Raw genomic sequence first — 24,219 nt, forward strand, 5'->3', positions numbered from 1 at the left:
GCGACCGCCGCTCCCGTACGACCGCAACCGTGGAGGAAGTCCATGCCGCTCACGCCCACTGAGGACATCGTCCGCTCCGCTGTCCAAGGCGGCGTGGGCGTCGGAGCGTTCAACGTCGTGCAGCTCGAACACGCGGAGGCCATCGTCGCCGGCGCCGAGACCGCCGGCCGGCCCGTGATCCTTCAGATCAGCGAGAACACCACCCGCTACCACGGGGCGCTGGAACCGATCGCGCTCGCGACCCTCGCCGTCGCCCGCGCCTCGCGTGCCCCCGTCGCCGTCCACCTCGACCACGCTGAATCGCCGGACCTCGTCCACCAGGCCGTCGAACTCGGCTTCACCTCCGTCATGTTCGACGCGTCGAAGCTGCCTTACGACGAGAACGTCGCCGCGACGGCGGAGATCACCGCCCACTGCCACGCCCGGAATGTCTGGGTGGAGGCGGAACTCGGTGAGGTCGGCGGCAAGGACGGCGCGCACGCGCCCGGCGTACGGACCGACCCCGCCGAGGCGCGCGCGTTCGTCGCCGCCACGGCCGTCGACGCCCTCGCGGTGGCCGTCGGCAGCTCGCACGCCATGCTCACCCGGGACGCGGTCCTCGACTTCGCGCTGATCACCCTGCTCCGGGACAGCGTGAGCGTCCCGCTGGTCCTGCACGGCTCCTCCGGCGTCGGGGACGAAGGGCTCACCAAGGCCGTCGCGGCCGGCATGACGAAGGTCAACGTCTCCACCCACCTCAACAAGGCGTTCACCGACGCGGCCCGCGCCTACCTCGACGCCCACCCGGGGACGGCCGACCCCCGCAAGTACCTGGGCCCCGCCCGGGACGCCGTGGCCACGGCCGTGGCCGGGCTGCTGGCCGTCCTGCACGGGGAGCGCCCCGGCGTGCACACGGCGACGGGAGCGGCGGTCACGGCAGTGGCGTCCCGCCCGTCGCGTTGACGATCTCGGCCGTGATGTAACCGGCCTGCGGGGAGGCGAGGAACACGTAGGCGGGCGCCATCTCCGCGGGCTGGGCGGGCCGGCCGAACAGCGACTTCTTGCCGAACTCGGCGGTGTCCGGCATGGTCGCGGGGATGAGCGGCGTCCAGACCGGCCCCGGCGCGACCGCGTTGACGCGGATCCCGTCGGACGCCACCATCTGCGCCAGGCCCTGGGTGAAGGTGACGATCGCGCCCTTCGTCATCGCGTAGTCGAGCAGGTGAGGGCTCGGTTTGTAGGCCTGCACCGAGGTGGAGTTGATGACGCAGCCGCCCCGGGGCATGTGGGGCAGGGTCATCTTCGACACCCAGAACATGCCGTAGAGGTTGGTGCGCATGACACGGTCGAACTGTTCCGTCGTGATCGCGCCGATGCCTTCCTGCTGCGACATCTGGTAGGCGGCGTTGTTGACCAGGATGTCGATGTGCCCGAACTCGTCCACCGCTCGGTCCACGAGCCGCCGGCACTGCTCCTCCTCGCGGATGTCGCACGGCACCGGCACCGCCTTGCGACCCGCGTCCACGACCAGCCGCCGTGTGGCCTCCGCCTCCTCGGTCTCCTCCGGCAGGTGGGTGAACAGCACATCGGCGCCCTCACGCGCGAAGGCGAGCGCCACCGCGCGGCCGATGCCCGAGTCGCCGCCCGTCAGCACGGCCTTCAGATCACGCAGCAGACCGCTGCCGCGATAGCTCTCCTCGCCGTGATCCGGCGGCGGGTCCATCGGCCCCGTCCAGCCCGGGTGCTGCTGCTCCTGCTTCGGGAACTCCGGCTCCGGGTGCTTGGCCCCCGGATCCCTGGCCTCCTGGTTCTCCTCGGGCACGGCCGACTCCTCCCTCGCTGCGGATGTGTGCCTCGGCGGGCTACCCCGCCTACCCTCCGGTGCCGCGGTAATGCCCGCAAACGGGACAGAGTGTCGCTGTTCGGCCCGTCCGGCGTCCGTCTCCGCGGCGAGTCGCGGCGCGGTGCGCGCCCGGAACGCGCAGGCGTTCGCCACCCGGTACGGGAAGGCCGGTCAGCTCGTCATGGCCTGGACAGGGGCGGGCCGGTGCGGGCGGGGACCGCCCGCGGCGGAGGCGGCCCTGGCGACGGCGGGGGACCGGCTGTCCGGCGCCGTTCACGCGCCCGGCCGCGCCTCGCGTGCCGGCCACCTTGGCGGGGGACGGGTTGCGGGGCGTGGGGCTGTGGGCCCCGGGGCGGGAACAGCCTCTCCTCGTAGCGGTCCAGTGCCAGCACCAGCCCGAGGAGCAACACGGGCAGCAGCAGCGCGACCACCATCGCGACAGCGCCCGCGGGACCCGCTGTCACGGCACCGGCTCCGTACCGGGGAGCGGACAACCGGCAGGCAGGTCTCTGGCACCCGCTCCCGGACGACGGGCCGCGCACACGCCGCGGTCCAGGAATTGAATGGGTTGCGTGGGCTGCTGCGGCAGCCGTGCGATGTCTGCCATGACAATGCGCCTGCCCCGCCCGGCACGGCTTACGCGGCCGCCACGCCGCCCGAGCGGCGCCGACCGGTGTCCGGGCGTTCACCCCTTCACGGCCGGGGTGACGCGCCGCGACGCATCGAGCTCCCGTGAGGGGGCACACGACAGATCTCGACCTCGGCGGAGAGTGGTGGGCATGCGCACGGTGGGCGTGGAGGAGGAACTGCTCCTCGTGGATCCGGACTCGGGCGAGCCGCGTGCCCTGGCCGCGGCGGTGCTCGCGTCCGCCGAGCGGGAGGACGGCGACGGCCGGGAGGTGTTCGAGGCGGAGCTCCAGCGTGAACAGCTCGAGTTCGCCACGCTTCCGCAGGGGTCGATGGACGCCCTCGCGGACGAGATCGGCCGCCGCCGTGCCAAAGCCGCCCACCACGCCGAACGTCTCGGCGCGGCGGTCGCCGCGCTGGCCACATCGCCGCTGCCGGTCAGTCCGTCGCTGTGGGGCGGCGAGCGCTACGGCTGGATGGCGCAGGAGTTCGGCCTGACCACACAGGAACAGCTCACCTGCGGGTGCCACGTCCATGTGGCGGTCGAATCCGACGAGGAGGGCGTTGCGGTCCTCGACCGCATCCGCCCCTGGCTCCCGGTCCTTGTGGCGATCAGCGCGAACTCGCCGTTCTGGCAGGGCAAGGACAGCGGCTACTCCAGCTACCGCAGCCGCGTCTGGGCCCGCTGGCCGTCGGCGGGTCCGGTGGAGCTGTTCGGGTCCGCAGACCGCTACCACGAGCAGGTCGCGGCGATGGTCGGCACCGGAGCCCTGCACGACCAGGGAATGATCTACTTCGATGCCCGTCTCTCCCACCGGTATCCCACTGTGGAGATCCGTGTGGCGGACGTCTGCCTGGACCCTTCGACGACAGTGCTCGTCGCCACGCTCGTCCGCGGGCTGGTGGAGACGGCGGCACGCGAGTGGCGGGAGGGTCTGCCGCCCGTGCCGCACGGTGTCGGTCTGCTGCGGCTCGCGGCGTGGCGCGCCAGCCGCTCCGGACTGGAGGAGCGGCTGATCCACCCGCTCACCATGCGCCCCGAACCGGCCGCCGACATCGTACGGGTGCTGCTCGACCACGTCGGCGACGCCCTGAAGGACACCGGCGACGCGGAGCGCGCCGCGGACGCGGTCGCCGCACTGCACGCGGTCGGCAACGGCGCCCGCTTCCAGCGCGACGTGCTGCACCGGACGGGAAGCCTACGGGACGTGGTCGCCGCCTGCGTGCGCAGGACCGCCGGTCACTGACGCCAGGGCCGGCCTCCGGATGCGGCCTCTGCGCCGCTCGCCGGTCGGCCGTCGAGGGACACGACTGCTGCCGAGGGCTTGGACGCGGCCCGCCGCGGCACCACGACCCACCGGCGCGGACCCGCCGCGCCGAGGACGCATGGATCTCCGTTCCTGGGGCATACGCCCATCGGGCCCCGCCGCGCATCCCCCGTCGCGGCGGGGTCTCCCACTGCCTCGGTTCCTTCGTGGGTCAACCGCTCCGGCGGGCGGTCACCAGGAGGTACTCCCACTCCATGGCGAAGCCTCCCGAGCCGGAGCCGTGCTCGCGGGCCAGCTCGGTGAGCGCGCTGTCCAGTTCGGCGACCCGGTCCGGGGATTCGGCGATGTTCCGGTAGACGGCGATGGTCGGCCCGTACACGGCCTTGAAGTAGTCACGGAAGGCTTCCGGCCGATCGAAACGGTCCACCCGCACCGTCCGCCGGCGCATCTCCAGGCCGGTCACCCCGTCGCCGAGGAGCGCCTCGACGTGCTCCTCCTTGCCCCACAGCGGTGGGGGCTGCGCACCCGGGGGCGGCGGTGGGGCGTACGGCTTCATCGCGGCGAACATCTGCCCGATGAACCCCTCCGGCGTCCAGTTGATCAGGCCGATGGTCCCGCCCGGGCGGCAGACCCGGAGCAGTTCGCCGGCCGTTGCCTCGTGGTGCGGGGCGAACATGATCCCGACGCAGGACATGACGGTGTCGAACTCGCCGTCGCGGAAGGGGAGGGCCTCGGCGTCGGCCTCGCGCCACTCCAGCCTTACGTCCTGCTTCCGCGCCTGCTGCCGTCCGGCCTCCAGCAGCTCCGGCGTGAGGTCGCAGGCAACGACATCGGCGCCGGCCTGCGCCGCGGGGATCGACGCGTTGCCCGTACCGGCCGCGATGTCCAGCACCTTGTCGCCGGCCGCCACGCCGCACGCCTCCACCAGGGTCGTGCCCAGCTCGGGAATGAGCTCACCGGCCAGGGTGGGGTAGTCGCCCAGCGCCCACATCTTCCGGTGCTTCGCCTTGAGCGCCACGTCCGCCTGGACGTCGGCCTGAGCCGCTTCGGTCGCGTCAGTCATGACAGACCTCCTAGGGAGAGTCTGGCCGAGGCCGTCGGGAAGCGGCCTTTCCGGCCGTTTTCACCAGCTCTGCCGCATTGCTGCCGGTTCTTCCCACGATAAAGAGAGATGAGTGGGCTCCGCCTGGTTTATCCGTCCATGCCCGGCGGCACCCGACCGGGATCGGTGCCGTCCGGCGTCGCCCCGTCACGGTCGGCGCGTTCGGTGCCGGCCCCTTCCGCCCCGCCCGACCCGAAGATTCAGGCGACCTCCAGCACGATCTTTCCGCGGGTGCGCCCCTCCGAGCTCAGCCGGAACGCCTCGCCCGCCTCGGCGAGGGGCAGCGCGTGGTCGACGTTCACGGTGAGGCTGCCCGAGTCCGCGAGCCGGCCGAGATCGGTGAGGTCGGCGGTGCTCGGCCGCACCCAGACGTGGTGCCCGCCGCGCTGTGTGACCGAGGCGTCCACGACGGACGCGACGCGGGTCCGGTTGGTGAGCAGCTGCCGGGAGACCTCCACGGCGTCCCCGCCGACGTAGTCGACGGCTGCGGTGATGCCGTCGGGTGCCAGCTCGCGTACCCGCTCGGCGAGGCCCTCGCCGTAGACGACGGGCTCGGCGCCCAGCGAGCGGAGGAAGTCATGGTTGCGTTCGCTCGCCGTGCCGATGACTCGGGCGCCCAGGGCCACCGCGATCTGCACGGCGAACGAGCCCACACCGCCGGCGGCGGCGTGCACCAGGACCGTGTCGCCACGCGTGACGCCGATGCGGGCCAGGGACTGGTGTGCGGTGAGCCCCGCGAGCGGCAGGCCGGCGGCCTGCCGCCAGTCGAGAGAGGACGGCTTCTTCGCCAGCGTGCGGACCGGGGCGGCGACCAGCTCGGCGAACGTGCCGTGCTGCACCTCGTCCTTCCGGACGTAGCCGCAGACCTCGTCCCCCACGGAGAACTCGGTCGCGTCCAGGCCGACCGCCTCGACGACGCCGGACATGTCCCAGCCGGGGATCAGCGGGAAGTGGACGTGCATGATCGGGTCGAGGTATCCGGCGACGATCTTCCAGTCGACGGGGTTGACACCGGCGGCCTTCACACGGACCAGGACGGCGTCGGGTGCGATCTTGGGATCAGCGGTTTCGGTGAGCTGCAGGACTTCAGGGCCGCCGTAGCGGTCGGCTGTGATCGCTCGCATGGTTCTTTCTACACCGCCGCTTGCCGCCGCCCCGATCGTCCGCCGCCCCGTGTCGGCGCCGCCCGGGCGGGTACCCGAGCAGCGTCCGGCACCCGCTGGAGACGTCCGACGAGGGAGGCGGAATGAGCGACGAATACCGGCCGGAGGGCTTCGAGGAAAGTGACGCCCCGCTGCCGCGTGACATGCCCGACCAGCAGGCCGGCGCGGCGGAGGAACCGTCGGCCGAGCAGGAATCGCCGGACCGGGCAGGGGGCGGCGGCGCCGGGGCGGGCGACGACGTGCCCGAGATGGACGAGGCGGGCGCCGGCCCGCGCGGAGCCCCCGGCGACGCAGGCGGGCCGTCCGGGACGCCGACACCGGACGAATCCACCGGCTGACCCACGACGCACCGGCGCCGACCCCGGTTGCCGCAGCGGATACGACCGCCCGGGGGCCGTTCCCGACCGCCCGTGGTCGGTATTCTCCTGCCGAACGGTCGAACGATCAGCGGTGATCCGGCAGGGGAGGCCACAGGGCATGCGGGAGCCGAGCGAGGTGCGGCGGCGGCGGATCCTCGCTGTGGTGCGGTCGAGAGGATCGGTGCGGGTCAGCGACCTCGCCGCCGAACTGGAAGTCTCGGTCGTGACCGCCCGCCGGGACGTCGAGGAGCTCGCCAGGGCGGGCAAGCTGCGGCGCGGGCACGGGGTCGCCCGCTCGATCGAGTCCGCGGCGCAGGCGCATGTGCCCTCGTCCGTTTCTTCGGACGCCGCGAACGATGCGGCGGTGGCTCTTGTCGTCCCTGAGCGGCACACGTACCTGTACGAGACCATGCACGGCGCCCGTACCGTGCTCGACGCCGCGGGGATACGGGTGGCCCTGCACATCACCCCGCAGGCCGCGGGGGCCGAAGGGCCGCTCGTGGAGCGCGCCTTGGCCGACGGTGCGCGAGGACTGCTCATCGCCCCGCGCTGGCGCACGGTGGCCGAGGAGGAGGCCGGCCATGCCTGGCTCGCGGACCTGCACGTGCCCACCGTCCTGATGGAGCGCAGGCCGCGCCGGGGGAGCGCGCTGCACGCCATGGACTCCGTCTGTTCCGACCACTGGTACGGGATGCATCTCGCGGTCGAGCATCTCGTGTCGCTGGGGCACCGCAGGATCGTGCTGGCCGCGCGGGACGACAGCCCGACGGCGCGGGCGTTGCGTTCCGCCTTCGCCCGGATCGCCGGGGACCGCGAGGAGGTCGAGGCCTGGGACGTCGTGCTGAGCGCCTCGACCTCGGAGTCCGTCGACACTTCCGGTCCGGCGCGAGCAGGCGATCGGGAAGGCCCCGTCTCCGGCGCGGGGCTCGCCCGCCTGCTGCGGGAGCGCGGCTTCACGGCTGCCGTGCTCCACGGCGACGTCGACGCCCTGATGCTGGTGCAGCAACTCGCCGAGAGCGGGGTGCGGGTGCCCGAGGACTGCTCGGTGGTGGCCTACGACGACGTCGTGGCGGCCTTCGGCAGTACCCCGCTCACCGCCGTCGCACCGCCGAAGGCCGCAGTGGGGCGGGTGGCCGCCGAACTGCTCGTGCAGCGGCTGTCCCGGCCGGGCGCCCCGCCTCGACGGACGGAACTCCTTCCCGAATTGAAGATCCGTGGATCGGCCCACGATCTCCGGCGTGATCGTTCGACCGTTTGAGTTTCCTCTGATCGTTGTATTGACCTTGATCGACCGGTCGATCAGGATGCTCTGTGTTCCGCGCTCCCGAGTCGCCCCGCTGTCTTCCTCCACAAGCGGTTTCTGTCCGGGCCGCGGTGGCCGGACAGAGCCGCGGCCCGCCCGCCCACCCCGCGAGGAGAGAGATGCCCCGCTCCACCGGTGCCGCCCCCTGCCGCTCCGCCCGCCCCCGTACCGCGCTCGCCATGGCACCGGACGCGGCAGCCGCCGTGCTCGACCCCACAGCCCTGGCCGCCCTCGCCGGCGTCTGTGATCTCGCGCCCGGACCCGCCCTCGACGACTTCTCCACCGGTCGGGCACGCGACGTCCTCCGCGACACCGAGGTCCTGGTCACCGGCTGGGGCTGCCCGCCGCTGGACCGGGCCGCACTCGACGCCGCACCCGGGCTGCGCGCCGTCGTCCACACGGCCGGGTCCGTACGCGGCCACATCACGGCGGCATGCTGGGAGCGCGGCATCGCGGTGTCCTCCGCGGCCGCGGCCAACGCTCTGCCGGTCGCCGAGTACACCGTCGCCATGATCCTCCTCAGCGGCAAGCGCGCGTTGGAGAGCGCCCGCGCACTGCGGTCGGAGCGCCGCCGCCCCGCGCTGCTCGGGACGCCGCGCGACATCGGCAACTACGGCCGGACAGTGGGCATCCTGTCCGCCTCCCTCATCGGGCGCCGGGTGATCGAGCTGCTGCGCGCGTACGACGTCGAGGTGCTGCTGCACGATCCGTACGTCGACGAGGACGACGCCACCGCGCTCGGCGTCGAGACCGTGGGCATCGGCGAACTGTTCACCCGCAGCGACGTCGTCAGCGTCCACACTCCGCTGCTGCCCGACACCCGCGGTCTTGTCGGCCGGGAACTGATCGGCGCCATGCGGCCGGACGCCGTCCTGATCAACACGGCCCGTGGAGCCGTCGTCGACCAGGACGCCCTCACCGAGGCGGCCGTCCAAGGCCGCATCCGTGCCGTGCTGGACGTCACCGACCCCGAAATCCTGCCGCCCGAACACCCGTTGTGGGACTGCGACAACGTCACGATCACGCCGCACATCGCCGGCTCACTGGGCAACGAATGGGGGCGGCTCGCGGAGTTCGCCGTCGCGGAGGTCGCCCGATGGGCCGGCGGCGGGGAATTCGCCCACCCCGTACTGCGTGAGAGGCTGGCCCGTCTCGCATGAGCCTGCAACTGCCCGGCGACGACCGGGTCCTGAGTCCCTGCACCGGGTACACCCGTGAGCACTGGGAGAGGGCGGCCGACGGCCTGCTGACGGCCGCCCGGCGCTGGTCGACCCCTGGGGGCGCCCTGCTGGACCTGCCAGGACGCCCCTCCGCCTCCGGGGTCCGCTCCGACGGACTCGAGGGATACGCCCGCACCTTCCTCGCCGCGGCCTTCCGGGTCGCGGGAGCGGGCGGCGACGACCCGCACGGATGGCTGGAGAGGTACGCCGAGGGCCTCGCCGCCGGAACCCGCACCCCCGGCCGGGACGACACCGAGTCCTGGCCCGTGATCCTCGGCCACGACGTCGCGGGCCAGCCCATGGTCGAGTCCGCGTCCGTGGCCCTCGGGCTGCGGATGACCCGGCCCTGGCTGTGGGACCGGCTCGAAGCGGACGTCCAGGACCGGGCCGAGGAATGGCTTCGCGGCGCCCTGCGCCACGTACCCTCGCCCAACAACTGGTACCTCTTCCCGTACACCGTGGCCGGGTTCCTGGAATCGGTGGGCCGCGGCGACGAGGAGACCACGCGTGCCCGCGAGCGCGCCCTCGAACTGCTCGACAGCTGGTACCGCGGCCAAGGATGGTACGCCGACGGCGACGGCCGGGCATTCGACCACTACAACGGCTGGGCCCTGCACCTGTATCCGGTGCTCGACTCCCACCTCGCCGGCGCCGCGGCAGACCCGTACGCGCAGCGGCTGCGCGAGTACCTGGAGAGCTACGGACTCCTCTTCGGCTCGGACGGGGCGCCCATCCACTTCGGGCGCTCGCTCACCTACCGCTTCGCCGCCGCCTCCGCGGTCGGTCTCGGTGCCGTCACCGGCAGCACCCCGCTCGAGCCGGGGGTCTCCCGCAGGCTGATCAGCGGGGCGCTGCGCTACTTCCTCGACCGTGGCGCCGTCGGCCGTGACGGGCTGCTCGCCCTCGGCTGGCACGGGCGGCACGAGGAGACGCTGCAGAACTACTCCGGGCCGGCGTCCCCGTACTGGGCGTCGAAGGCATTCGTCTGTCTGCTCGCCCCGGCCGGGCACCCGCTGTGGACCGCCACGGAACAGGCCGCGCCGAGTGAGGGACCCGACCGGGTGCTGGCGCTGCCGGCGCCCGGGCTGCTGGTGCAGAGCACCCGCGCCGACGGAATCGTCCGGCTGCACAACCACGGCAGCGACCATCTGCGCCCCCAGGAGGGGGAGTCGGCCGCCGACGACGATCCGCATTACGGCCGCCAGGCGTACTCCACCCGCACCGGCCCGACGTCCACCGCCAACACCGCCGACAACCACCTCGGGCTCGTGGTCGGCGGCGTGCGCAGCGTCCGCCGCCGCATCCACCCGCTGGGCGCGGGTGGGGGCGACAGGTGGGGTTGGGCCGCGTCCTGGCACCGGCCGGTGTTCCCCGCGGGGCCGCCCATGGTGCCCGGGCTGAAGGTGGAGAGCGTCACCGTCGTCCGCGGAGGGCTCGAACTGCGCGTGCACCGGGTGACCGGCGCTCCGCCCGGTGCCCGTGTCGAGCAGACGGGCTGGGCGACCGGTCCCGACGAGGCGCTGCATTCGGCGCTGCATCCGCTGCACGGCTGGCTCGAGAGGGACGAGGTACGCGCGCCGCACGGGACCGCGTACACGCCGTGGGCCGTGATGCCGCGGCTCGCGGCCCCGGCGCGGGGCACCGGTGTCCATGCGGCGCTTGCGGTGCTCTCCGGCGATCCGCAGAGCGCTCCCGCGGCCGATGCCGTCGCCGCTGTGACCGTGGACGACGCCGGCTTCGAGGTCCGGTGGGCCGACGACGGCTCCCGGACCCGGATCACCTTCGATCCCGTCTCCGTCACCTGCCGGGCCGCGCCCCGGCCATGACGGACGGGCCGGGCGGGCCGGGTCCGGGGTCCCGGCCCGCCCGCCCGGGGCCTTGACCCCGCCCGGCCGGCGGCGGAGTGCTCAGATGCCGAGCTCCGTGGTCAGATGCCGAACTCGGTGGGGGAGAGCCCCAGTACGGAGCAGGCCTCACGGATGATCTCCAGCTCGGACGGCTCGACGTAGCCGTCCGCGCCGGCGATGACGATGCCCGTCTGGATCACGGCCCTGGCCTCCGTGGGCTTCTTCGCCGCCTTGGCGACCTCCTGCATCACCTGCGCCTTGCCCAGCAGGAAGTTGGCGGAGAGCTGGTCGGCGTGCTTGTTGAAACGCTGGCGCAGCTGGTCCGCCGGGAAGTTCTGCAGGACGTCGTTGCCCAGGATCAGCGACTCGACGTGCTGCCGCTCCGCCTGGTCCACATGCCCGTCGGCCGCGGCGACCAGGGCGCACATCGCCATGCTGGCATCCCTGAACGCCCCGCTCTTCAACTCCGTCTTCAGCGAGGTGAGCTGTGTCTTCAGCGCGCTCACCAGCTGGGCGCGGGAGCCGCCCGAGGACCGTGAGCCCGTGCCGTGCCCGCCGGGGCTCCGGGTGCCCTGGCCCTGCTGCAGATTCTTGGCCTGGTCCTTGATCCGGTCCCACATTGCCACTGGTGCCACCTCGGCTTCTGTCGAGCGTCGTACGTGCGGCGACCGCGTGTCGCGGCCGCGTCACACTGCCAACGCTCGGGCACGCCCACACGTTCCGGCCCCCGGCGACCGCGTCCGCTTTCGGGCCGGTCACACCGCGGGCGGTTCCGAGAGGTCGAGTCCGGCGTAGTAGCTGCCCACACCGTCGAGATAGCCGGCGTCCGCCGTCTCGCTGTCCCTGCTGAACGGCGGGGCGTTCTTGATCTGCTCCTTCGTGGGGACGAGGGTGACGGTCCGCTGCTCGGCGTTGATCCGCCGGACGAACCCCGCGGGCACGAGAACGCTCCGCCCGAAGACCCACGCACCGGTGTCGACGACCAGATGCTGTCTGCCGGGCGCGTCGGACTGCCGATCGACGTGCCCGAGGACCCCGTCCGGTGTCTCCACGGTGAAACCGGTCAGGTCCCGCCCCGGTCGGTGGCCGATGCCGGGCGAATAGATCCACATGTCCTGCAACGTGAATCCTCCTGATCGTCGAATCGCGGTCGAATGACTGCCCCTGCGGAGCGCCGGGTGTCCGCACATGGATGCCCGTTCCGCAAGATTGTGCCCCTCCGCGGCGGCAGAGATGCCGTCGAGTCCCGGACACACCGGTCGAGCTCCCCCTGTGCGCGCTTTTCGACTCTTCCGGACCTTCACGCGGCTTTTTCGTACCGCGGGAGCCGTGCCCTGTGACGACTGACCTCAGTGCCCGGTCGTCCTCCCCTCCTGTGGTGCCCACGCCGGAACCACGGCGCCCCCGCCGTTGCGGACCGCCTGGACGACCGCGTCGTGCAGTGCCCGGCTGGCTTCCTCGGACGGGCACGGTGTGGGACTGCCGGCCATCGTGAACCAGTCCGTCCCACCCGTGAACTGCAGAGCGACCTGTGCGGTGTCATCGGCCCATGTGGTGTGGACGGTGAGGTTACCGGTCATCACCCCGGTCTCCTCCGTGAGGGCACCGCCGCGTCCTGTGTATACATCGCGAGTTGTCCATGACGCCCAGCTCATTACTCCAGACTCACACCATGACGGCGGATTCGCGAACGCCCCTCATTTCCAGCGCCGAGCGCTGTCCGAAGGACACCCCAGAAATCGCTTTCCGCATGTGACGGAAGGGAACCGGCGAGGTTTGAGGCGGGACCGATCGGAGAGCAGCCAGACATCAATGACGTCGAATACAGCTGGGATGTGAATTCCATGGCTGAGAAGAAGAAGACCCGCGCCAAGATGGAACAGGCCAAGGGCAAGGCCAAGGAAGCCGCGGGCCGTGCCGTGGGCAACGAGAGCCTCACAACCAAGGGGCGGGCGGAGCAGGCCAAGGGCGACGCCCGCCAGGCCAAGGAGAAGACGAAGGACGTCTTCCGCCACTGATCGAAGCATGCCGTCGGCCCGTGCGGCTCTGGTGCCGACGGGCCGGCCGGGACGGCTCCGGTGGCTTTCGTCCGGACCGGGCCCGGCCGGACCGGAACAAGAGGCCCTCTAGGGCAGAGCGGCGCCGCGCGCGGTGATCCAGAGCTCGTACCACTCCTCATGGGTGAGCTCAGGGTCCCGTCGCGCGGCGTCGGCGCACGCACGGATGCGTTCGGGCCTCGCGGTGCCGATGATCGGCGCGATCCGTGAGGGGTGCCGCTGGAGCCACCACAGCAGGACCGTCTCCGGGGAAGTGCCCTTGGCCTCCGCGAGCGACGTGACGAGCTGCGCCGTCGCCTGCTCCGCCAAGGTCTCCTGGCGGCCCGTGAAGCGTCCCTGCGCCAAGGCGCCCCATGCCTGCAGACGAATGGCGTTCGAGCGGCAGTGCTCCACCGTTCCCAGCGGGAAACCGGTCGACGCCGCCTCCGGGGTGTTCACGAGGACGCCTCCTTCGATCCAGTCCCGGCGGTGGAGGCTCATCTCGAGCTGGTTGGCGGCCAGCGGCAACCCGAGGAAGCTCTGGAGGAGCGAGATCTGCGGGCCGCTCATGTTCGAGACGCCGAAGCGGCGCACGAGCCCCTGCCGGTGCAGCGATGTCAGCGCCTGTGCGACGTCCTCCGGGTCCGCCAGCGGGTCCGGCCGGTGCAGCAGCAGTACGTCGATGACATCGGTACGCAGGCGCACGAGACTTTCCTCGACGCGCCGGACGATGCTCCCGCCCCGCAGGTCGTACATGCCCGGCCGTAGCCCGTCGGCGAGCCGGATGCCGCACTTCGTCTGCAGGACGATGCGTTCGCGCAGTCCCGGAGCCCGAGCGAGGACCTCGCCGAACACGGCCTCCGCCTTTCCGTACCGGTAGATGTCGGCGTGGTCGAACGCCGTGATCCCGCTGTCCAGTGCCGCCTCGACCGCCGCCTCGGCGTTCGCGATGTCCGCCGCGCCGTAAGGCGTCGTGTCCCAGGCCCCGCCCAGGCCCATGCATCCGTAGAGCAGCCGCTCCGCGCCCGTGTCCGCGTTCTTCGTCACGGGCTCAGCCTTCCACGGGCGGGTGCGGGTGCCCAAGCGGTATCCGTGGCGCCCGCTGCCGGACAGGCGCGGGCCGCGGGCCGGAGCGACGATGGAAGGAAGGTGCCGCGCGGCCGCCACGTGTTTCCCGGTCGCGAGGCGCAGGGACCGGGAGGCGGTCATGGAATATCCGGAGAGCTACGAACTCATCTTCCAGGCGGCGGCCGTGGACGACGTGGTCGTGGTGCGGCGTACCGACAAGAGCGGACCTGGTGGCAACCCGATCTACGAGGACGAGACGGGGATCGTACGAGCCGAGGTGAGCGGTCAGGGTGAGGTACGGATGCTGGCCAGCGGCGGTCATCAGGCCCATGAGCTGCCGGTGATCGCGCGGACCGCGCAGGTGTGAAGTGCGGTACGGACCACAAGGGCCGGGCCGTGCCGACCAGAAGAGGTGAGGTGCCAAAGGGCGTGAGGCGCGGACGGCTCTGGTGAGGCGGCGCCGGATTAAGCACGTCGTGGCACGACATGCGTTGCAAGGCGACGGTCGGCGGGCGTACAGGGCGACGGGCGGGCCGGGCACCGCGTGCGGGCGGTGGCCGCCGTCACACCCGGCGATCGCTGTAGCCGCAGATCCAGGCCAGAGCGGAGTGCACGCCGCGCACGTAGTCCCGCGTGGCGGGATCGCTCGCGGCCTCGTCCTCCCGAACCACCGCGGCGTCGATCTCCGCGGTCAGCAGTTCCATGTCCGGCACGCCGTCGACGCCTGCCCCGGTGACGGGCGATCGGGCGACCCGGCCCAGGGCCCATCGGTATCCCGCCGATACCCCGTCCCGGTAGCCGGGCGCGGCCTCCCGGGACGAGAGGAGCCGGGGCAGTTCGCGTTCCGCCGCCTCGGCCTCTGCGTAGGCCCTGACCCCCACGGGTTTCCCTTCGTCCCGCTGCGGTTGCGCAGGAGCGGTCACTGGTTCCACCTTTCCTTCCGGCCCGCTGGCCGTCTTGGCGGGCCGCCGGCGACACCCTCGTCACGGGGTCTCGCCGGCAGCGTGCCCATGTCGGGTACCCACGTCGGCCGTCGAGTCACGGGCGTTTTCCGGCGTACCTCTCAGCACGTACCGCCGCGCCCCGGACCCAGCAAGGCATCCGCCCGTCGGGTGATCGGCGGCGGCAGGAGGGGAGACAAAGGCGGCCCCGCCTCCGGGGGGAGGGAGGCGGGGCCGCAACGCCTCGCCGACGGCCAGGGGGGGTGGGCCGGGCGAGCGCTCGAGCTTCTCGTGCCCCGTTCACGCAGGGGTATGCACACGACTTTCCGGAAATCCGGAATCCGTCGGCCGGGCCGGAAGGAACCGGGCTGCGAACGGCCCCGGCGCGGCGCATGGTGGTGGCATGCGGCTGCTGCTGACCTCCGACACCCATGTGCCGAAACGGGCCCGGCAACTGCCCGGGGAGCTTCTGGAGGCCGTCCGCCGGGCAGATGTCGTGATCCACGCCGGCGACTGGGTCGACGCCGCGACCCTCGACCTCTTCGAGTCCCGCTCCGCGCGACTTCTCGCCGTGTACGGGAACAACGACGGACCCGACCTGCGGGCCCGTCTGCCGGAGGTCGCGGTGGCGGAGCTCGGCGGATTGCGCATCGGCGTCGTCCACGAAACGGGTCCCGCGCAGGGCCGCGAACGGCGGTGCGCCGAGCGGTTTCCCCAGCTCGACGTCCTGGTGTTCGGGCACAGCCACATCCCGTGGGACACGACTGCCTCCGGCGGGCTGCGGCTGCTCAACCCGGGCTCGCCGACCGACCGCCGACGTTGGCCGCACTGCACGTACATGACCGCCCAGGCGTCGCGCGGCAGGCTGTCGGAGGTCGAACTGCACCGTCTGCCCCGCTCCGGGGCGGCGGCCGTGAGCCCTTGAGGTCCGCGGCCCGCCCATGGCTCCGCGAGTGCGAGGGCCCGTGAGCCGTGAGCTCCGTGGGGCCGCGCCCGTGCCCGTGAGGTTACTCGTGCAAGTCCTCGATGCCCCGCGTCAGGAAGCCGGGGTACGAAGGCGCACTGCCCACCGGGTCCGGAGTGCTGCCGGTCGACCATCCGCTGCCCTGGCCGCGGGTGTCCACCACGAAGTGCGCGAATCCGGCCGACGCGTACAGCAGATGCGTGTGCGGCAGGCCACGGCCGCCGCCGTACCCGAGGAATCGACGACCAGGAGCAGCGGCTCCTCGGCCCCGGCGGGCAGCACGAGCCGGCCCTTCACCGGGTGGCAGCCGAAGCCCGCAGAGGTCGCATCGTGCACGCCCACCGTGCTGATGCCGGTCGCTACCCGCTCGAAGCGGGCGTCGAGGTCGTGGGCGCGAGCCTCCTCGAGCGTCTTCGTCCAGAACGCGTCGAAGTCCTCCGGTTCCGCGGAGGCGCTGCGGTAGGCGCGGAGATCCGGCAGAGGCGCCGGCAGGTGGAACGCCGAGCGCCGGAGGCGGGGACCCGCCCTTCCGCGGCGGCGCGTGGCGTCGCACCGGGCCGGAGGGCCGACCTGCCCGCCCGCCCTCCGTTCGGCCCCGCTGACCTGCCCGAACCGGCGCGCGCCCGCACGCTGGAAGCGGCGGACGGCCGCGTGCGTGAGCCGGGCCGCCTCTGTCGGACGTGCGGCGGGCGGAGGTCCTCGCTTTGTCATGCCCCTTGTGGCGGGTGCGCAGCCCCTGCTAAACCATCGGTTAGGAAAGTTTCCTTCCAATCATTTCTCGGCCGATTCGTCGGCCTGTCCGGCTATCCGCCCAGCCAACGGAGTCCCCCATGAGACCGGCACGGTTCTGGCTACGCCCCCTGGGCAGCATCGGCGCCCTCGGCGCCGCTCTGCTCCTCACCCTCACCACCGCACCGGCGGCCCCCGCACCCGCACCGCTCGCCCCTGCGGCCGCTGTCACCCACGAGGCCGAGGACGCGACCGTGTCGGGTGGTCTGGTCGAGTCCAACCACGCCGGCTTCACCGGCAGCGGCTTCGTCAACTACGACAACATGAGCGGCAGTTACGTCCAGTGGACGGTCCAGGCGGCCCAAGCGGGACGGGTCGGCCTCAAGCTGCGCTTCGCCAACGGCAGCACGTCCAGCAGGCCGATGGACATCACCGTCAACGGCGCGCTCGCCGCCGACAACCGCGCCTTCCCCAGCACCGGCGCCTGGACCTCCTGGTCCACGACCACCGTCACCGCGGACCTCAAGGCGGGCACCAACACCATCAGGGCGACCGCCGCCGGACCCGACGGCGGCCCGAACGTGGACCACCTCGCCGTCGAGACCACTCCCACCACCGGCGGCACCCCGGCCGGAATCAACGGGCAGCTGAGGGTCTGCGGCACCAAGCTCTGCAACCAGTACGGCAACCCGATCCAGCTGCGCGGCATGAGCACCCACGGCCTCCAGTGGTACAGCCAGTGCGTCACCAGCGGTTCCCTCGACGCCCTGGCCACCGACTGGAAGGCCGACGTCCTGCGGATCTCGATGTACGTCCAGGAGGGCGGCTACGAGACGGACCCGCGCGGCTTCACCGACAAGGTCCACTCGGTCATCGAGCAGGCCACCGCACGCGGGATGTACGCGATCGTCGACTGGCACATGCTCAGTCCCGGCGACCCGTACTACAACCTCTCGCGGGCGAAGACCTTCTTCACCGAGATCGCGCAGCGCCACAAGGACAAGACCAACGTGCTGTACGAGATCGCCAACGAGCCCAGCGGCGTGAGCTGGTCGAGGATCAAGAGCTACGCGGAGGAGCTCATCCCGGTCATCCGGCGCTACGACGCCGACACCCCGGTCCTCGTCGGCACACGTGCCTGGTCCTCACTCGGAGTCTCCGAGGGCTCGAACGAGAGCGAGGTCGTGAACAGCCCGGTCAACGCCTCCAACATCATGTACACGTTCCACTTCTACGCGGCCTCGCACAAGGACCAGTACCTGAGCGCCCTGTCCCGGGCGGCCGACCGGGTGCCCATGTTCGTCACCGAGTTCGGCACGCAGGACTACGCCGGCGAGGGTGCCAACGACTTCACCATGTCGCAGCGCTACATCGACCTGATGGCGAGCAAGAAGATCAGCTGGGTCAACTGGAACTACTCCGACGACAACAGGTCCGGCGCCGTGTTCAACAGCGGCACCTGCGCCAACAACGGCCCCTGGGCCGGCACCGGCTCGCTGAAGCCGGCCGGCGTCTGGGTCCGTGACCGGATCAGGACGGCGGACAACTTCCCGACCGGCTGACCCGGTCTGCCTGCCTGTCCGGTGCCGTCGGCGAGCGCTCCGCCCGCGCCGGCCACCCCCCGGCGCCCCCGCCCTTCCGCTGTGATCCACTGGACGGGCGGGGGCGCACAGGGAACAGGAGCAGCAGTGGCCAGCTACCGGCAGCCGGGAGTCGTCCTCACCGACCACCACTTCACCGTCCCGCTGGACCACGATGACCCGGCCGGGGAGCAGCTCGAGCTCTACGCCCGCGAGGTCGTGTCCGCCGCGCACCCCCCGGACACCGGCAAGCCGTGGCTGGTCTACCTGGAAGGCGGCCCCGGCAACGCGGTCCGCCGGTTCATCGGCAAGCAGGCCTGGCTGGGACGGGCCGTACAGGACTTCCGCGTACTCCTGCTCGACCAGCGGGGCACCGGCCGCTCCACGCCGCAGAACCGCCAGACCCTCGCACAGCGCGGCGGACCGCGGGCGCAGGCCGACCACCTCGCCCACTTCCGGGCCGACAGCATCGTCCGCGACTGCGAGACGGTCCGGCGGTGCCTCACCGGCGGAGCGCCCTGGACGGTGCTGGGCCAGTCCTTCGGCGGCTTCTGCGCGACGCACTACCTGTCCGCCGCGCCGGAAGGCCTGGACACGGTCCTGATCACCGGCGGCCTGCCATCCCTCGACGCGCACGCCGACGACGTCTACCGGGCCGCCTACCCGCGCATCCGGCGCAAGGCCGAGGCGCACTACGCCCGTTACCCGCAGGACGTGGAGCGCGCCCGGCGGATCGCCGCCCACCTCGCGGAGCGCCCGGCGCGGCTGCCCGGCGGCTACACCCTCACGCCGGAGGCCTTCCAGTCGCTGGGCATCCTGCTCGGCGGCGGGGACGGCAGCCATCAGCTGCACTACCTGCTCGAGAACGCCTTCGTGCGCACGGCATCGGGCCACGAACTGTCCGACGCCTTCCAGGAGGGCGTTCGCCCGGTCCTCTCGTTCGCCGCGAACCCGCTGTACGCGGTGCTGCACGAGGCCATCTACGCACAGGGCGGGCGTCCGACGGACTGGGTCGCGGAACGGGTGCGCGCCGAGTTCCCCGAGTTCGACGCGTCGGCGGCGCTCGAGGGCGACAGGCCGCTGATGTTCACCGGCGAGACCGTCCACCCCTGGCACTTCGAGGTGGACCCCGCCCTGCGGCCGCTGCGCGAGACCGCTGAGCTCCTCGCCGCCCGTACCGACTGGACGCCGCTGTACGACCCCGCCCGGCTCGCCGCCAACGAGGTGCCGGTGGCGGCGGCCGTCTACCACGACGACATGTACGTCGACACCGCCCACTCGCTGCGCACCGCCCGTGCCGTGCGCGGGCTGCGCACCTGGGTCACCGACGAGTACGAGCACGACGGAGTGCGGGTGAGCGGACAGCGGGTGGTGGACCGGTTGCTGGCACTCGCCCGCGAGGAGCTCTGACACATGATCAGTGGGTCCGTATCCTGCCGGACATGACCGATCAGAAGACCGAACAGCTCGAAGAGATGCCGGCCGACTGGCAGCGCGCGCTCGCGGTCGTCGCCCACCCCGACGACCTCGAGTACGGCTGTGCGGCCGCCATCGCCGGATGGACCGACCAGGGCCGCGAGGTCGCCTACCTCCTGGCCACCCGTGGAGAGGCCGGCATCGACGGCATCGCCCCCGAGGAGTGCGCGCCGCTGCGCGAGCGGGAGCAGCGGGCGAGCGCGGCCGTCGTCGGCGTCTCCGTCGTCGAGTTCCTGGATCACAAGGACGGTGTCATCGAGTACGGGACGGACCTGCGCCGGGACATCGCGGCGGCCGTCCGCCGTCACCGGCCGGAGCTGGTCATCACCCTCAACCACCGTGACACCTGGGGCGGCACGGCCTGGAACACGCCCGACCACCGGGCCGTCGGCCGGGCGACCCTCGACGCGGCCGCCGACGCGGGCAACCGCTGGATCTTCCCCGAACTCATCTCCGAGCAGGGCCTCGAGCCCTGGGACGGCGTGCGCTGGGTGGCGGTGGCGGGTTCAACCAGCCCGACCCACGCCGTCGACGCGGGCCCCGGCCTCGAGAGGTCCGTCGCGTCGCTGCTGGAGCACCGCCTGTACATCCAGGGCCTGACGGAGCAGGACCCGCAGGAGTACTGCCGTACGTTCCTGACCCGCATGGCCGAAATGGCGGCTCCGCGTTTCGGCGGCCGCCCGGCCGTCACGTTCGAGCTGTTCGGGCGCTGACGCCGCCGCCTCCCGCCGTGCGGTTTGTTCGTTTGACAAATGACGTTGCCGTTCCTGCAATGGGTGCATGAGTGATGACGACACGCGACTGGACGCCGTACTGAACGAGGTGGGCCCCCGGCTCCGCCGGATCCGGCGCGAGCGGGGGGCGACCCTCGGTGCGCTCTCCGAGGCGACCGGTATCTCCGTGAGCACACTGTCCCGACTGGAGTCCGGGGGGCGCCGCCCGAGCCTCGAGCTGTTGCTGCCGATCGCCCGTGCCCACCAGGTCCCGCTGGACGAGCTCGTCGGCGCCCCGCCGGTCGGGGACCCGCGGGTGCGCGCCAAGCCCATCGTCCGCGGCCACCGGACGATGTACCCGCTCACCGCGCGGCCGGGAGGGCTCCAGGCGTACAAGGTGATCCACAAGCCGTCCGGGGAGCAGCCGGAACCTCGTACCCACGAGGGGTACGAGTGGATGTACGTCCTGTCGGGCCGCGTGCGGCTGGTGCTCGGCGACCACGATGTGGTGCTGGGGCCGGGCGAGGTGGCGGAGTTCGACACGCGGGTGCCGCACTGGTTCGGGTGTGCCGACGACCGGCCGATCGAATTCCTGAGCCTCTTCGGGCCGCAGGGGGAGCGGATGCATGTGCGGGCGCGGCCCAAGGAGGAGTGAAGGGTCTTCACGGACGGGCAAGCGACCGCTTAGTATGCGGCGCAGCACAGAACTGCCCTACGTGTGGGAGGCCCCGAAATGCAGGCATGGCGAGTGCACCGCAACGGCGAGCCGAGCGAGGTGATGCGGCTCGAAGAGGTGGACCGGCCCACGCCCGGCGAAGGACAGCTCCTCCTCAAGGTCCGTGCGGCCAACATCAACTTCCCTGATGCCCTGCTCTGCCGGGGGCAGTACCAGGTGCGGCCGCCGCTGCCCTTCACCCCGGGAGTCGAGGTCTGTGGCGAGACGGAGGACGGCCGGCGCGTCATCGCCAACCCCGCCCTGCCGAACGGCGGGCTCGCCGAGTACGTGGTCGCCGACGAGGCCGCCGTGCTCCCCGCCCCGGACGCGCTCGACGACGCGGAGGCCGCCGCCCTGCACATCGGGTACCAGACGGGCTGGTTCGGGCTGCACCGCAGGGCCGCCCTCAAGGAGGGCGAGACCCTGCTCGTCCACGCCGCCGCGGGCGGCGTCGGCAGCGCCGCCGTGCAGCTCGGCAAAGCGGCCGGGGCCCGGGTGATCGGCGTCGTCGGCGGCCCGGAGAAGGCCGCCGCCGCGCGGGAGCTGGGCTGCGACGTCGTCATCGACCGCCGCACCGACGACATCGTCGCCGCCGTGAAGGAGGCGACCGGCGGACGCGGCGCGGACGTGGTCTACGACCCGGTGGGCGGCGACGCGTACGCCAAGTCCGCCAAGTGCGTGGCCTTCGAGGGCCGCATCGTCGTCGTGGGCTTCGCCAGCGGCGACATCCCTGCCCCCGCCCTCAACCACGCCCTGGTCAAGAACTACTCGATCATGGGTCTGCACTGGGGCCTCTACGCCACCAAGGACCCGCGCGCCATCGGCCGCTGCCACCGGACGCTCACCGACTACGCGGCCAAGGGTCTGATCAAACCGCTCATCAGCGACCGGGTCGCCTTCAAGGACGCCGCCGGGGCCGTGCAGCGCGTTGCCGACGGCACCACCACCGGCCGCCTGGTCGTCGTTCCGGACGGAGCGGGCCGATGACGGACGCAGCCGAACTGACCGACCGCACCAGGGAGCTGCTGGCCGCGCACCCGCCGGCCACCACCGACCGCGCCGACTTCCTGAGGGCACGCTTCGACGCCGGCCTCGCCTGGGTCCACTTCCCCGAGGGCCTCGGCGGCCTCGGCGCGCCCCGCTCCCTTCAGGCCGTCGTGGACGCCGAACTGGCCGCGGCCGGAGCGCCCGACAACGACCCGCGCCGTATCGGCATCGGACTCGGCATGGCCGCGCCCACGATCCTCAAGTACGGCTCCCAGGAGGTGAAGGAGCGCTTCCTGCGCCCCCTGTGGACCGGTGAAGAGGTCTGGTGCCAGCTGTTCAGCGAACCAGGGGCCGGCTCCGACCTGGCGGCACTCGGTACCCGCGCCGTACGCGACGGGGACTCGGGGGACTGGATCGTCGACGGCCAGAAGGTGTGGACCTCCAGCGCGCACGTCGCACGCTGGGCGATCCTCATCGCCCGCACCGACCCCGACCTGCCCAAGCATCGCGGCATCACCTACTTCGTCTGCGACATGACCGACCCCGGTGTGGAGGTCCGCCCGCTGCGCCAGATCACCGGCGAGGCGGAGTTCAACGAGGTCTTCCTGACCGGCGTGCGCATCCCCGACGCGCACCGGCTCGGCGCGGTCGGCGAGGGCTGGAAGGTCGCCCAGACCACGCTGAACAACGAACGCGTCGCCATCGGCGGCATGCGGCTGCCCCGCGAGGGCGGCATGATCGGCCCCATCGCCAGGACCTGGCGAGAGCGCCCCGAGCTGCGCACCCACGACCTGCACCAGCGGCTCCTCACGCTGTGGGTCGAGGCCGAGGTCTCCCGGCTCGCGGGGGAGCGGCTGCGCCAGCAGCTCGTCGCCGGCCAGCCGGGCCCCGAGGGCAGCGCGATGAAGCTCGCGTTCGCCCGCCTCAACCAGGCGATCAGCGGCCTGGAGGTCGAACTGCGCGGCGAGGAAGGGCTGCTGTACGACGACTGGACGATGCGCCGGCCCGAGCTCGTCGACTTCACCGGACGTGATGCCGGCTACCGCTATCTGCGGTCCAAGGGCAACTCGATCGAGGGCGGCACCACCGAGGTGCTGCTGAACATCGTCGCCGAACGCGTCCTCGGGCTTCCCACCGAGCCGCGCAACGACAAGGACGTCGCCTGGAAGGACCTCGCGCGATGACGGATCTGCTCTACTCGGAGACCGAGGACGACCTGCGCGCCGCCGTGCGGTCCCTCGTCGCCGCCCGCGGCGACACGGCGGCACTCGCGGCCCGCGCCGAGGCCGGCTCACCCTACGACCCGCGGCTGTGGAGTTCGCTCGCCGCCGAGATGGGCGCCGCCGGGCTGCTCGTCCCCGAGAAGCTCGGTGGCCAGGGCGCGTCCCACCGGGAGGCCGCGGTCGTCCTGGAGGAGCTGGGGCGCGGCGTCGTCGCCGCGCCGTACCTCACCAGCTCGGTCGTCACGACGCAGGCGCTGCTGTCGCTCGACACGGAGACGGAGGCCGTGGCCGCGCTGCTCGCGGAACTGGCGGAGGGCCGGCGCACGGCCGTCGTTGCCGTGCCGCTGTCCACGGCGCCGGACGGTCCGTTGCCGGACGGCGCCGGGCGCATCACTGGTGTCGCCGACGCGGCGACGGCCGATGTACTGCTGGTGCTCAGGGCCGACGGGCTGTACGCGGTCGAGGGGGCGCAGGCCGTCGTCGAGCCGCTGACCCCGCTCGACCTCACGCGTCCTCTCGCGGCCGTCACCGCCGGGGAAGGCGGCACGCGACTGGCGGACGCCGCGGCGGGCGCCGCTGCCGTGCGCCGCGGCCTGCTCGCCGGGGCCGGCCTGCTCGCCTCCGAGCAGCTCGGTCTCGCGGAGTGGTGTTTGGAGGAGACCGTCCGGCACACCGGCGAACGGCACCAGTTCAACCGTCCCGTCGGCTCGTTCCAGGCGCTCAAGCACCGCATGGCGCAGCTCTGGCTCGAGGTCGTCTCCGCGCGGGCGGCCGCTCGTGCCGCCGCCGACGCCCTGGCGACCGGCAGTCCGGAGGCGGCGCTGTCGGTGGCCGTCGCCCAGGCGTACTGCTCACGGGTCGCGGTCCACGCGGCCGAGGAGTGCGTGCAGTTGCACGGAGGCATCGGCATGACCTGGGAGCACCCCGCCCACTTGTACCTCAAGCGCGCCAAGGCCGACGAGATCGCGCTCGGCACGCCCGGACGGCACAAGGAGGCACTGGCGGTCCTCGTCGATCTTCAGGCTCCGTAGACCCGGGCAGTAATACCCACCGTTGGGCCGCGCCCCTGACATGCT

At 72.3% G+C, this 24,219-nt stretch carries 24 protein-coding genes and 1 pseudogene; 16 read left to right on the forward strand and 9 right to left on the reverse strand.

Annotated features, from left to right (window positions below; translation table 11 throughout):
- Positions 1-42 precede the first annotated feature (42 nt).
- Positions 43-942, forward strand: a complete 900-nt coding sequence (locus MDN94_RS24550; protein ID WP_482728014.1) for a class II fructose-bisphosphate aldolase — start codon at positions 43-45, stop codon at positions 940-942.
- Here MDN94_RS24550 and MDN94_RS24555 read toward each other — a convergent pair.
- Positions 911-1,801 carry an SDR family oxidoreductase gene (locus tag MDN94_RS24555; protein ID WP_482728015.1) on the reverse strand — a complete coding sequence of 297 codons (891 nt, stop codon included), beginning with the start codon at positions 1,799-1,801 and terminating at the stop codon, positions 911-913. The genes MDN94_RS24550 and MDN94_RS24555 overlap by 32 nt on opposite strands.
- A gap of 800 nt (positions 1,802-2,601) precedes the next feature.
- Here MDN94_RS24555 and MDN94_RS24560 point away from each other — a divergent pair.
- Entirely contained in the window at positions 2,602-3,696 is a 1,095-nt protein-coding gene (locus tag MDN94_RS24560; protein WP_482728016.1) for a glutamate--cysteine ligase, read from the forward strand.
- A 232-nt stretch (positions 3,697-3,928) separates the two neighbouring features.
- Here MDN94_RS24560 and MDN94_RS24565 read toward each other — a convergent pair whose 3' ends face one another.
- Both MDN94_RS24565 and MDN94_RS24570 read right to left on the reverse strand, forming a co-directional pair.
- Complete coding sequence (locus MDN94_RS24565) at positions 3,929-4,780, reverse strand: class I SAM-dependent methyltransferase (protein ID WP_482728017.1); 852 nt, start codon at positions 4,778-4,780, stop codon at positions 3,929-3,931.
- Between the two features lie 239 nt (positions 4,781-5,019).
- On the reverse strand, positions 5,020-5,943 hold the full coding sequence (locus tag MDN94_RS24570) for an NADP-dependent oxidoreductase (RefSeq protein ID WP_482728018.1): 924 nt from the start codon (positions 5,941-5,943) through the stop codon (positions 5,020-5,022).
- 122 nt (positions 5,944-6,065) lie between these two features.
- Here MDN94_RS24570 and MDN94_RS24575 point away from each other — a divergent pair, with 122 nt between their 5' ends.
- The 4 genes from MDN94_RS24575 (at position 6,066) to MDN94_RS24590 (ending at position 10,690) form a co-directional block, all read left to right on the forward strand.
- Complete coding sequence (locus MDN94_RS24575; protein WP_482728019.1) at positions 6,066-6,320, forward strand: hypothetical protein; 255 nt, start codon at positions 6,066-6,068, stop codon at positions 6,318-6,320.
- A 139-nt stretch (positions 6,321-6,459) separates the two neighbouring features.
- Positions 6,460-7,599, forward strand: a complete 1,140-nt coding sequence (locus MDN94_RS24580; protein WP_482728020.1) for a substrate-binding domain-containing protein — start codon at positions 6,460-6,462, stop codon at positions 7,597-7,599.
- Positions 7,600-7,763: 164 nt separating this feature from the next.
- Positions 7,764-8,804 carry a hydroxyacid dehydrogenase gene (locus MDN94_RS24585; RefSeq protein WP_482728021.1) on the forward strand — a complete coding sequence of 347 codons (1,041 nt, stop codon included), beginning with the start codon at positions 7,764-7,766 and terminating at the stop codon, positions 8,802-8,804.
- Positions 8,801-10,690 carry a DUF2264 domain-containing protein gene (locus tag MDN94_RS24590; protein WP_482728022.1) on the forward strand — a complete coding sequence of 630 codons (1,890 nt, stop codon included), beginning with the start codon at positions 8,801-8,803 and terminating at the stop codon, positions 10,688-10,690. The genes MDN94_RS24585 and MDN94_RS24590 overlap by 4 nt, the downstream gene beginning before the upstream one ends.
- Positions 10,691-10,791: 101 nt before the next feature.
- Here the strand turns inward: MDN94_RS24590 and MDN94_RS24595 are convergent, their stop codons facing one another.
- The 3 genes from MDN94_RS24595 to MDN94_RS24605 all read right to left on the reverse strand — a co-directional run bounded on the left by MDN94_RS24595 (position 10,792) and on the right by MDN94_RS24605 (position 12,366).
- Positions 10,792-11,337 carry a tellurite resistance TerB family protein gene (locus MDN94_RS24595; protein WP_482728232.1) on the reverse strand — a complete coding sequence of 182 codons (546 nt, stop codon included), beginning with the start codon at positions 11,335-11,337 and terminating at the stop codon, positions 10,792-10,794.
- Positions 11,338-11,466: 129 nt separating this feature from the next.
- Positions 11,467-11,823 (reverse strand): PRC-barrel domain containing protein, encoded by a 357-nt coding sequence (locus MDN94_RS24600; RefSeq protein ID WP_482728023.1) that lies wholly within the window; start codon positions 11,821-11,823, stop codon positions 11,467-11,469.
- A gap of 237 nt (positions 11,824-12,060) precedes the next feature.
- A complete protein-coding gene (locus MDN94_RS24605; RefSeq protein ID WP_482728024.1) occupies positions 12,061-12,366 on the reverse strand; it encodes a hypothetical protein in 306 nt (101 codons plus the stop codon).
- Positions 12,367-12,555: 189 nt separating this feature from the next.
- Here MDN94_RS24605 and MDN94_RS24610 point away from each other — a divergent pair, with 189 nt between their 5' ends.
- Positions 12,556-12,729 carry a CsbD family protein gene (locus tag MDN94_RS24610; RefSeq protein ID WP_482728025.1) on the forward strand — a complete coding sequence of 58 codons (174 nt, stop codon included), beginning with the start codon at positions 12,556-12,558 and terminating at the stop codon, positions 12,727-12,729.
- Positions 12,730-12,837: 108 nt separating this feature from the next.
- Here the strand turns inward: MDN94_RS24610 and MDN94_RS24615 are convergent, their stop codons facing one another.
- A complete protein-coding gene (locus MDN94_RS24615; protein ID WP_482728233.1) occupies positions 12,838-13,830 on the reverse strand; it encodes an aldo/keto reductase in 993 nt (330 codons plus the stop codon).
- Positions 13,831-13,954: 124 nt separating this feature from the next.
- On the opposite strand from MDN94_RS24615, the gene MDN94_RS24620 reads away from it, so the two are divergent.
- Positions 13,955-14,182: a DUF6296 family protein gene (locus MDN94_RS24620; RefSeq protein ID WP_482728026.1), complete on the forward strand. Its 228-nt coding sequence runs from the start codon at positions 13,955-13,957 to the stop codon at positions 14,180-14,182.
- A gap of 196 nt (positions 14,183-14,378) precedes the next feature.
- On the opposite strand, the gene MDN94_RS24625 is transcribed toward MDN94_RS24620, so the two are convergent.
- A complete protein-coding gene (locus MDN94_RS24625; RefSeq protein ID WP_482728027.1) occupies positions 14,379-14,738 on the reverse strand; it encodes a hypothetical protein in 360 nt (119 codons plus the stop codon).
- Positions 14,739-15,159: 421 nt separating this feature from the next.
- Between MDN94_RS24625 and MDN94_RS24630 the strand changes: the two genes are divergently transcribed.
- Positions 15,160-15,681, forward strand: coding sequence for a metallophosphoesterase family protein (locus tag MDN94_RS24630; RefSeq protein WP_482728028.1), 522 nt, complete (start codon positions 15,160-15,162; stop codon positions 15,679-15,681).
- A 97-nt stretch (positions 15,682-15,778) separates the two neighbouring features.
- Here MDN94_RS24630 and MDN94_RS24635 read toward each other — a convergent pair.
- Positions 15,779-16,212: pseudogene (locus MDN94_RS24635) on the reverse strand (acetylxylan esterase); the annotation flags it as partial.
- 338 nt (positions 16,213-16,550) lie between these two features.
- On the opposite strand from MDN94_RS24635, the gene MDN94_RS24640 reads away from it, so the two are divergent.
- The 7 genes from MDN94_RS24640 (at position 16,551) to MDN94_RS24670 (ending at position 24,174) form a co-directional block, all read left to right on the forward strand.
- The gene (locus MDN94_RS24640) at positions 16,551-18,011 is read left to right on the forward strand and encodes a cellulase family glycosylhydrolase (RefSeq protein ID WP_482728029.1); all 1,461 of its coding nucleotides are present in this window, start codon (positions 16,551-16,553) and stop codon (positions 18,009-18,011) included.
- A gap of 126 nt (positions 18,012-18,137) precedes the next feature.
- On the forward strand, positions 18,138-19,439 hold the full coding sequence (locus MDN94_RS24645; RefSeq protein WP_482728030.1) for an alpha/beta fold hydrolase: 1,302 nt from the start codon (positions 18,138-18,140) through the stop codon (positions 19,437-19,439).
- A gap of 32 nt (positions 19,440-19,471) precedes the next feature.
- Positions 19,472-20,218: a PIG-L deacetylase family protein gene (locus tag MDN94_RS24650; RefSeq protein ID WP_482728031.1), complete on the forward strand. Its 747-nt coding sequence runs from the start codon at positions 19,472-19,474 to the stop codon at positions 20,216-20,218.
- 67 nt (positions 20,219-20,285) lie between these two features.
- The gene (locus tag MDN94_RS24655; RefSeq protein ID WP_453467409.1) at positions 20,286-20,873 is read left to right on the forward strand and encodes a helix-turn-helix domain-containing protein; all 588 of its coding nucleotides are present in this window, start codon (positions 20,286-20,288) and stop codon (positions 20,871-20,873) included.
- 78 nt (positions 20,874-20,951) lie between these two features.
- Positions 20,952-21,920, forward strand: a complete 969-nt coding sequence (locus MDN94_RS24660; RefSeq protein WP_482728032.1) for an NADPH:quinone oxidoreductase family protein — start codon at positions 20,952-20,954, stop codon at positions 21,918-21,920.
- A complete protein-coding gene (locus MDN94_RS24665; RefSeq protein ID WP_482728033.1) occupies positions 21,917-23,104 on the forward strand; it encodes an acyl-CoA dehydrogenase family protein in 1,188 nt (395 codons plus the stop codon). Before MDN94_RS24660 ends, MDN94_RS24665 begins: the two co-directional genes overlap by 4 nt.
- Complete coding sequence (locus tag MDN94_RS24670; RefSeq protein WP_482728034.1) at positions 23,101-24,174, forward strand: acyl-CoA dehydrogenase family protein; 1,074 nt, start codon at positions 23,101-23,103, stop codon at positions 24,172-24,174. The genes MDN94_RS24665 and MDN94_RS24670 overlap by 4 nt, the downstream gene beginning before the upstream one ends.
- Positions 24,175-24,219: the final 45 nt, after the last annotated feature.

Source organism: Streptomyces sp. WAC00040, from assembly GCF_056835925.1.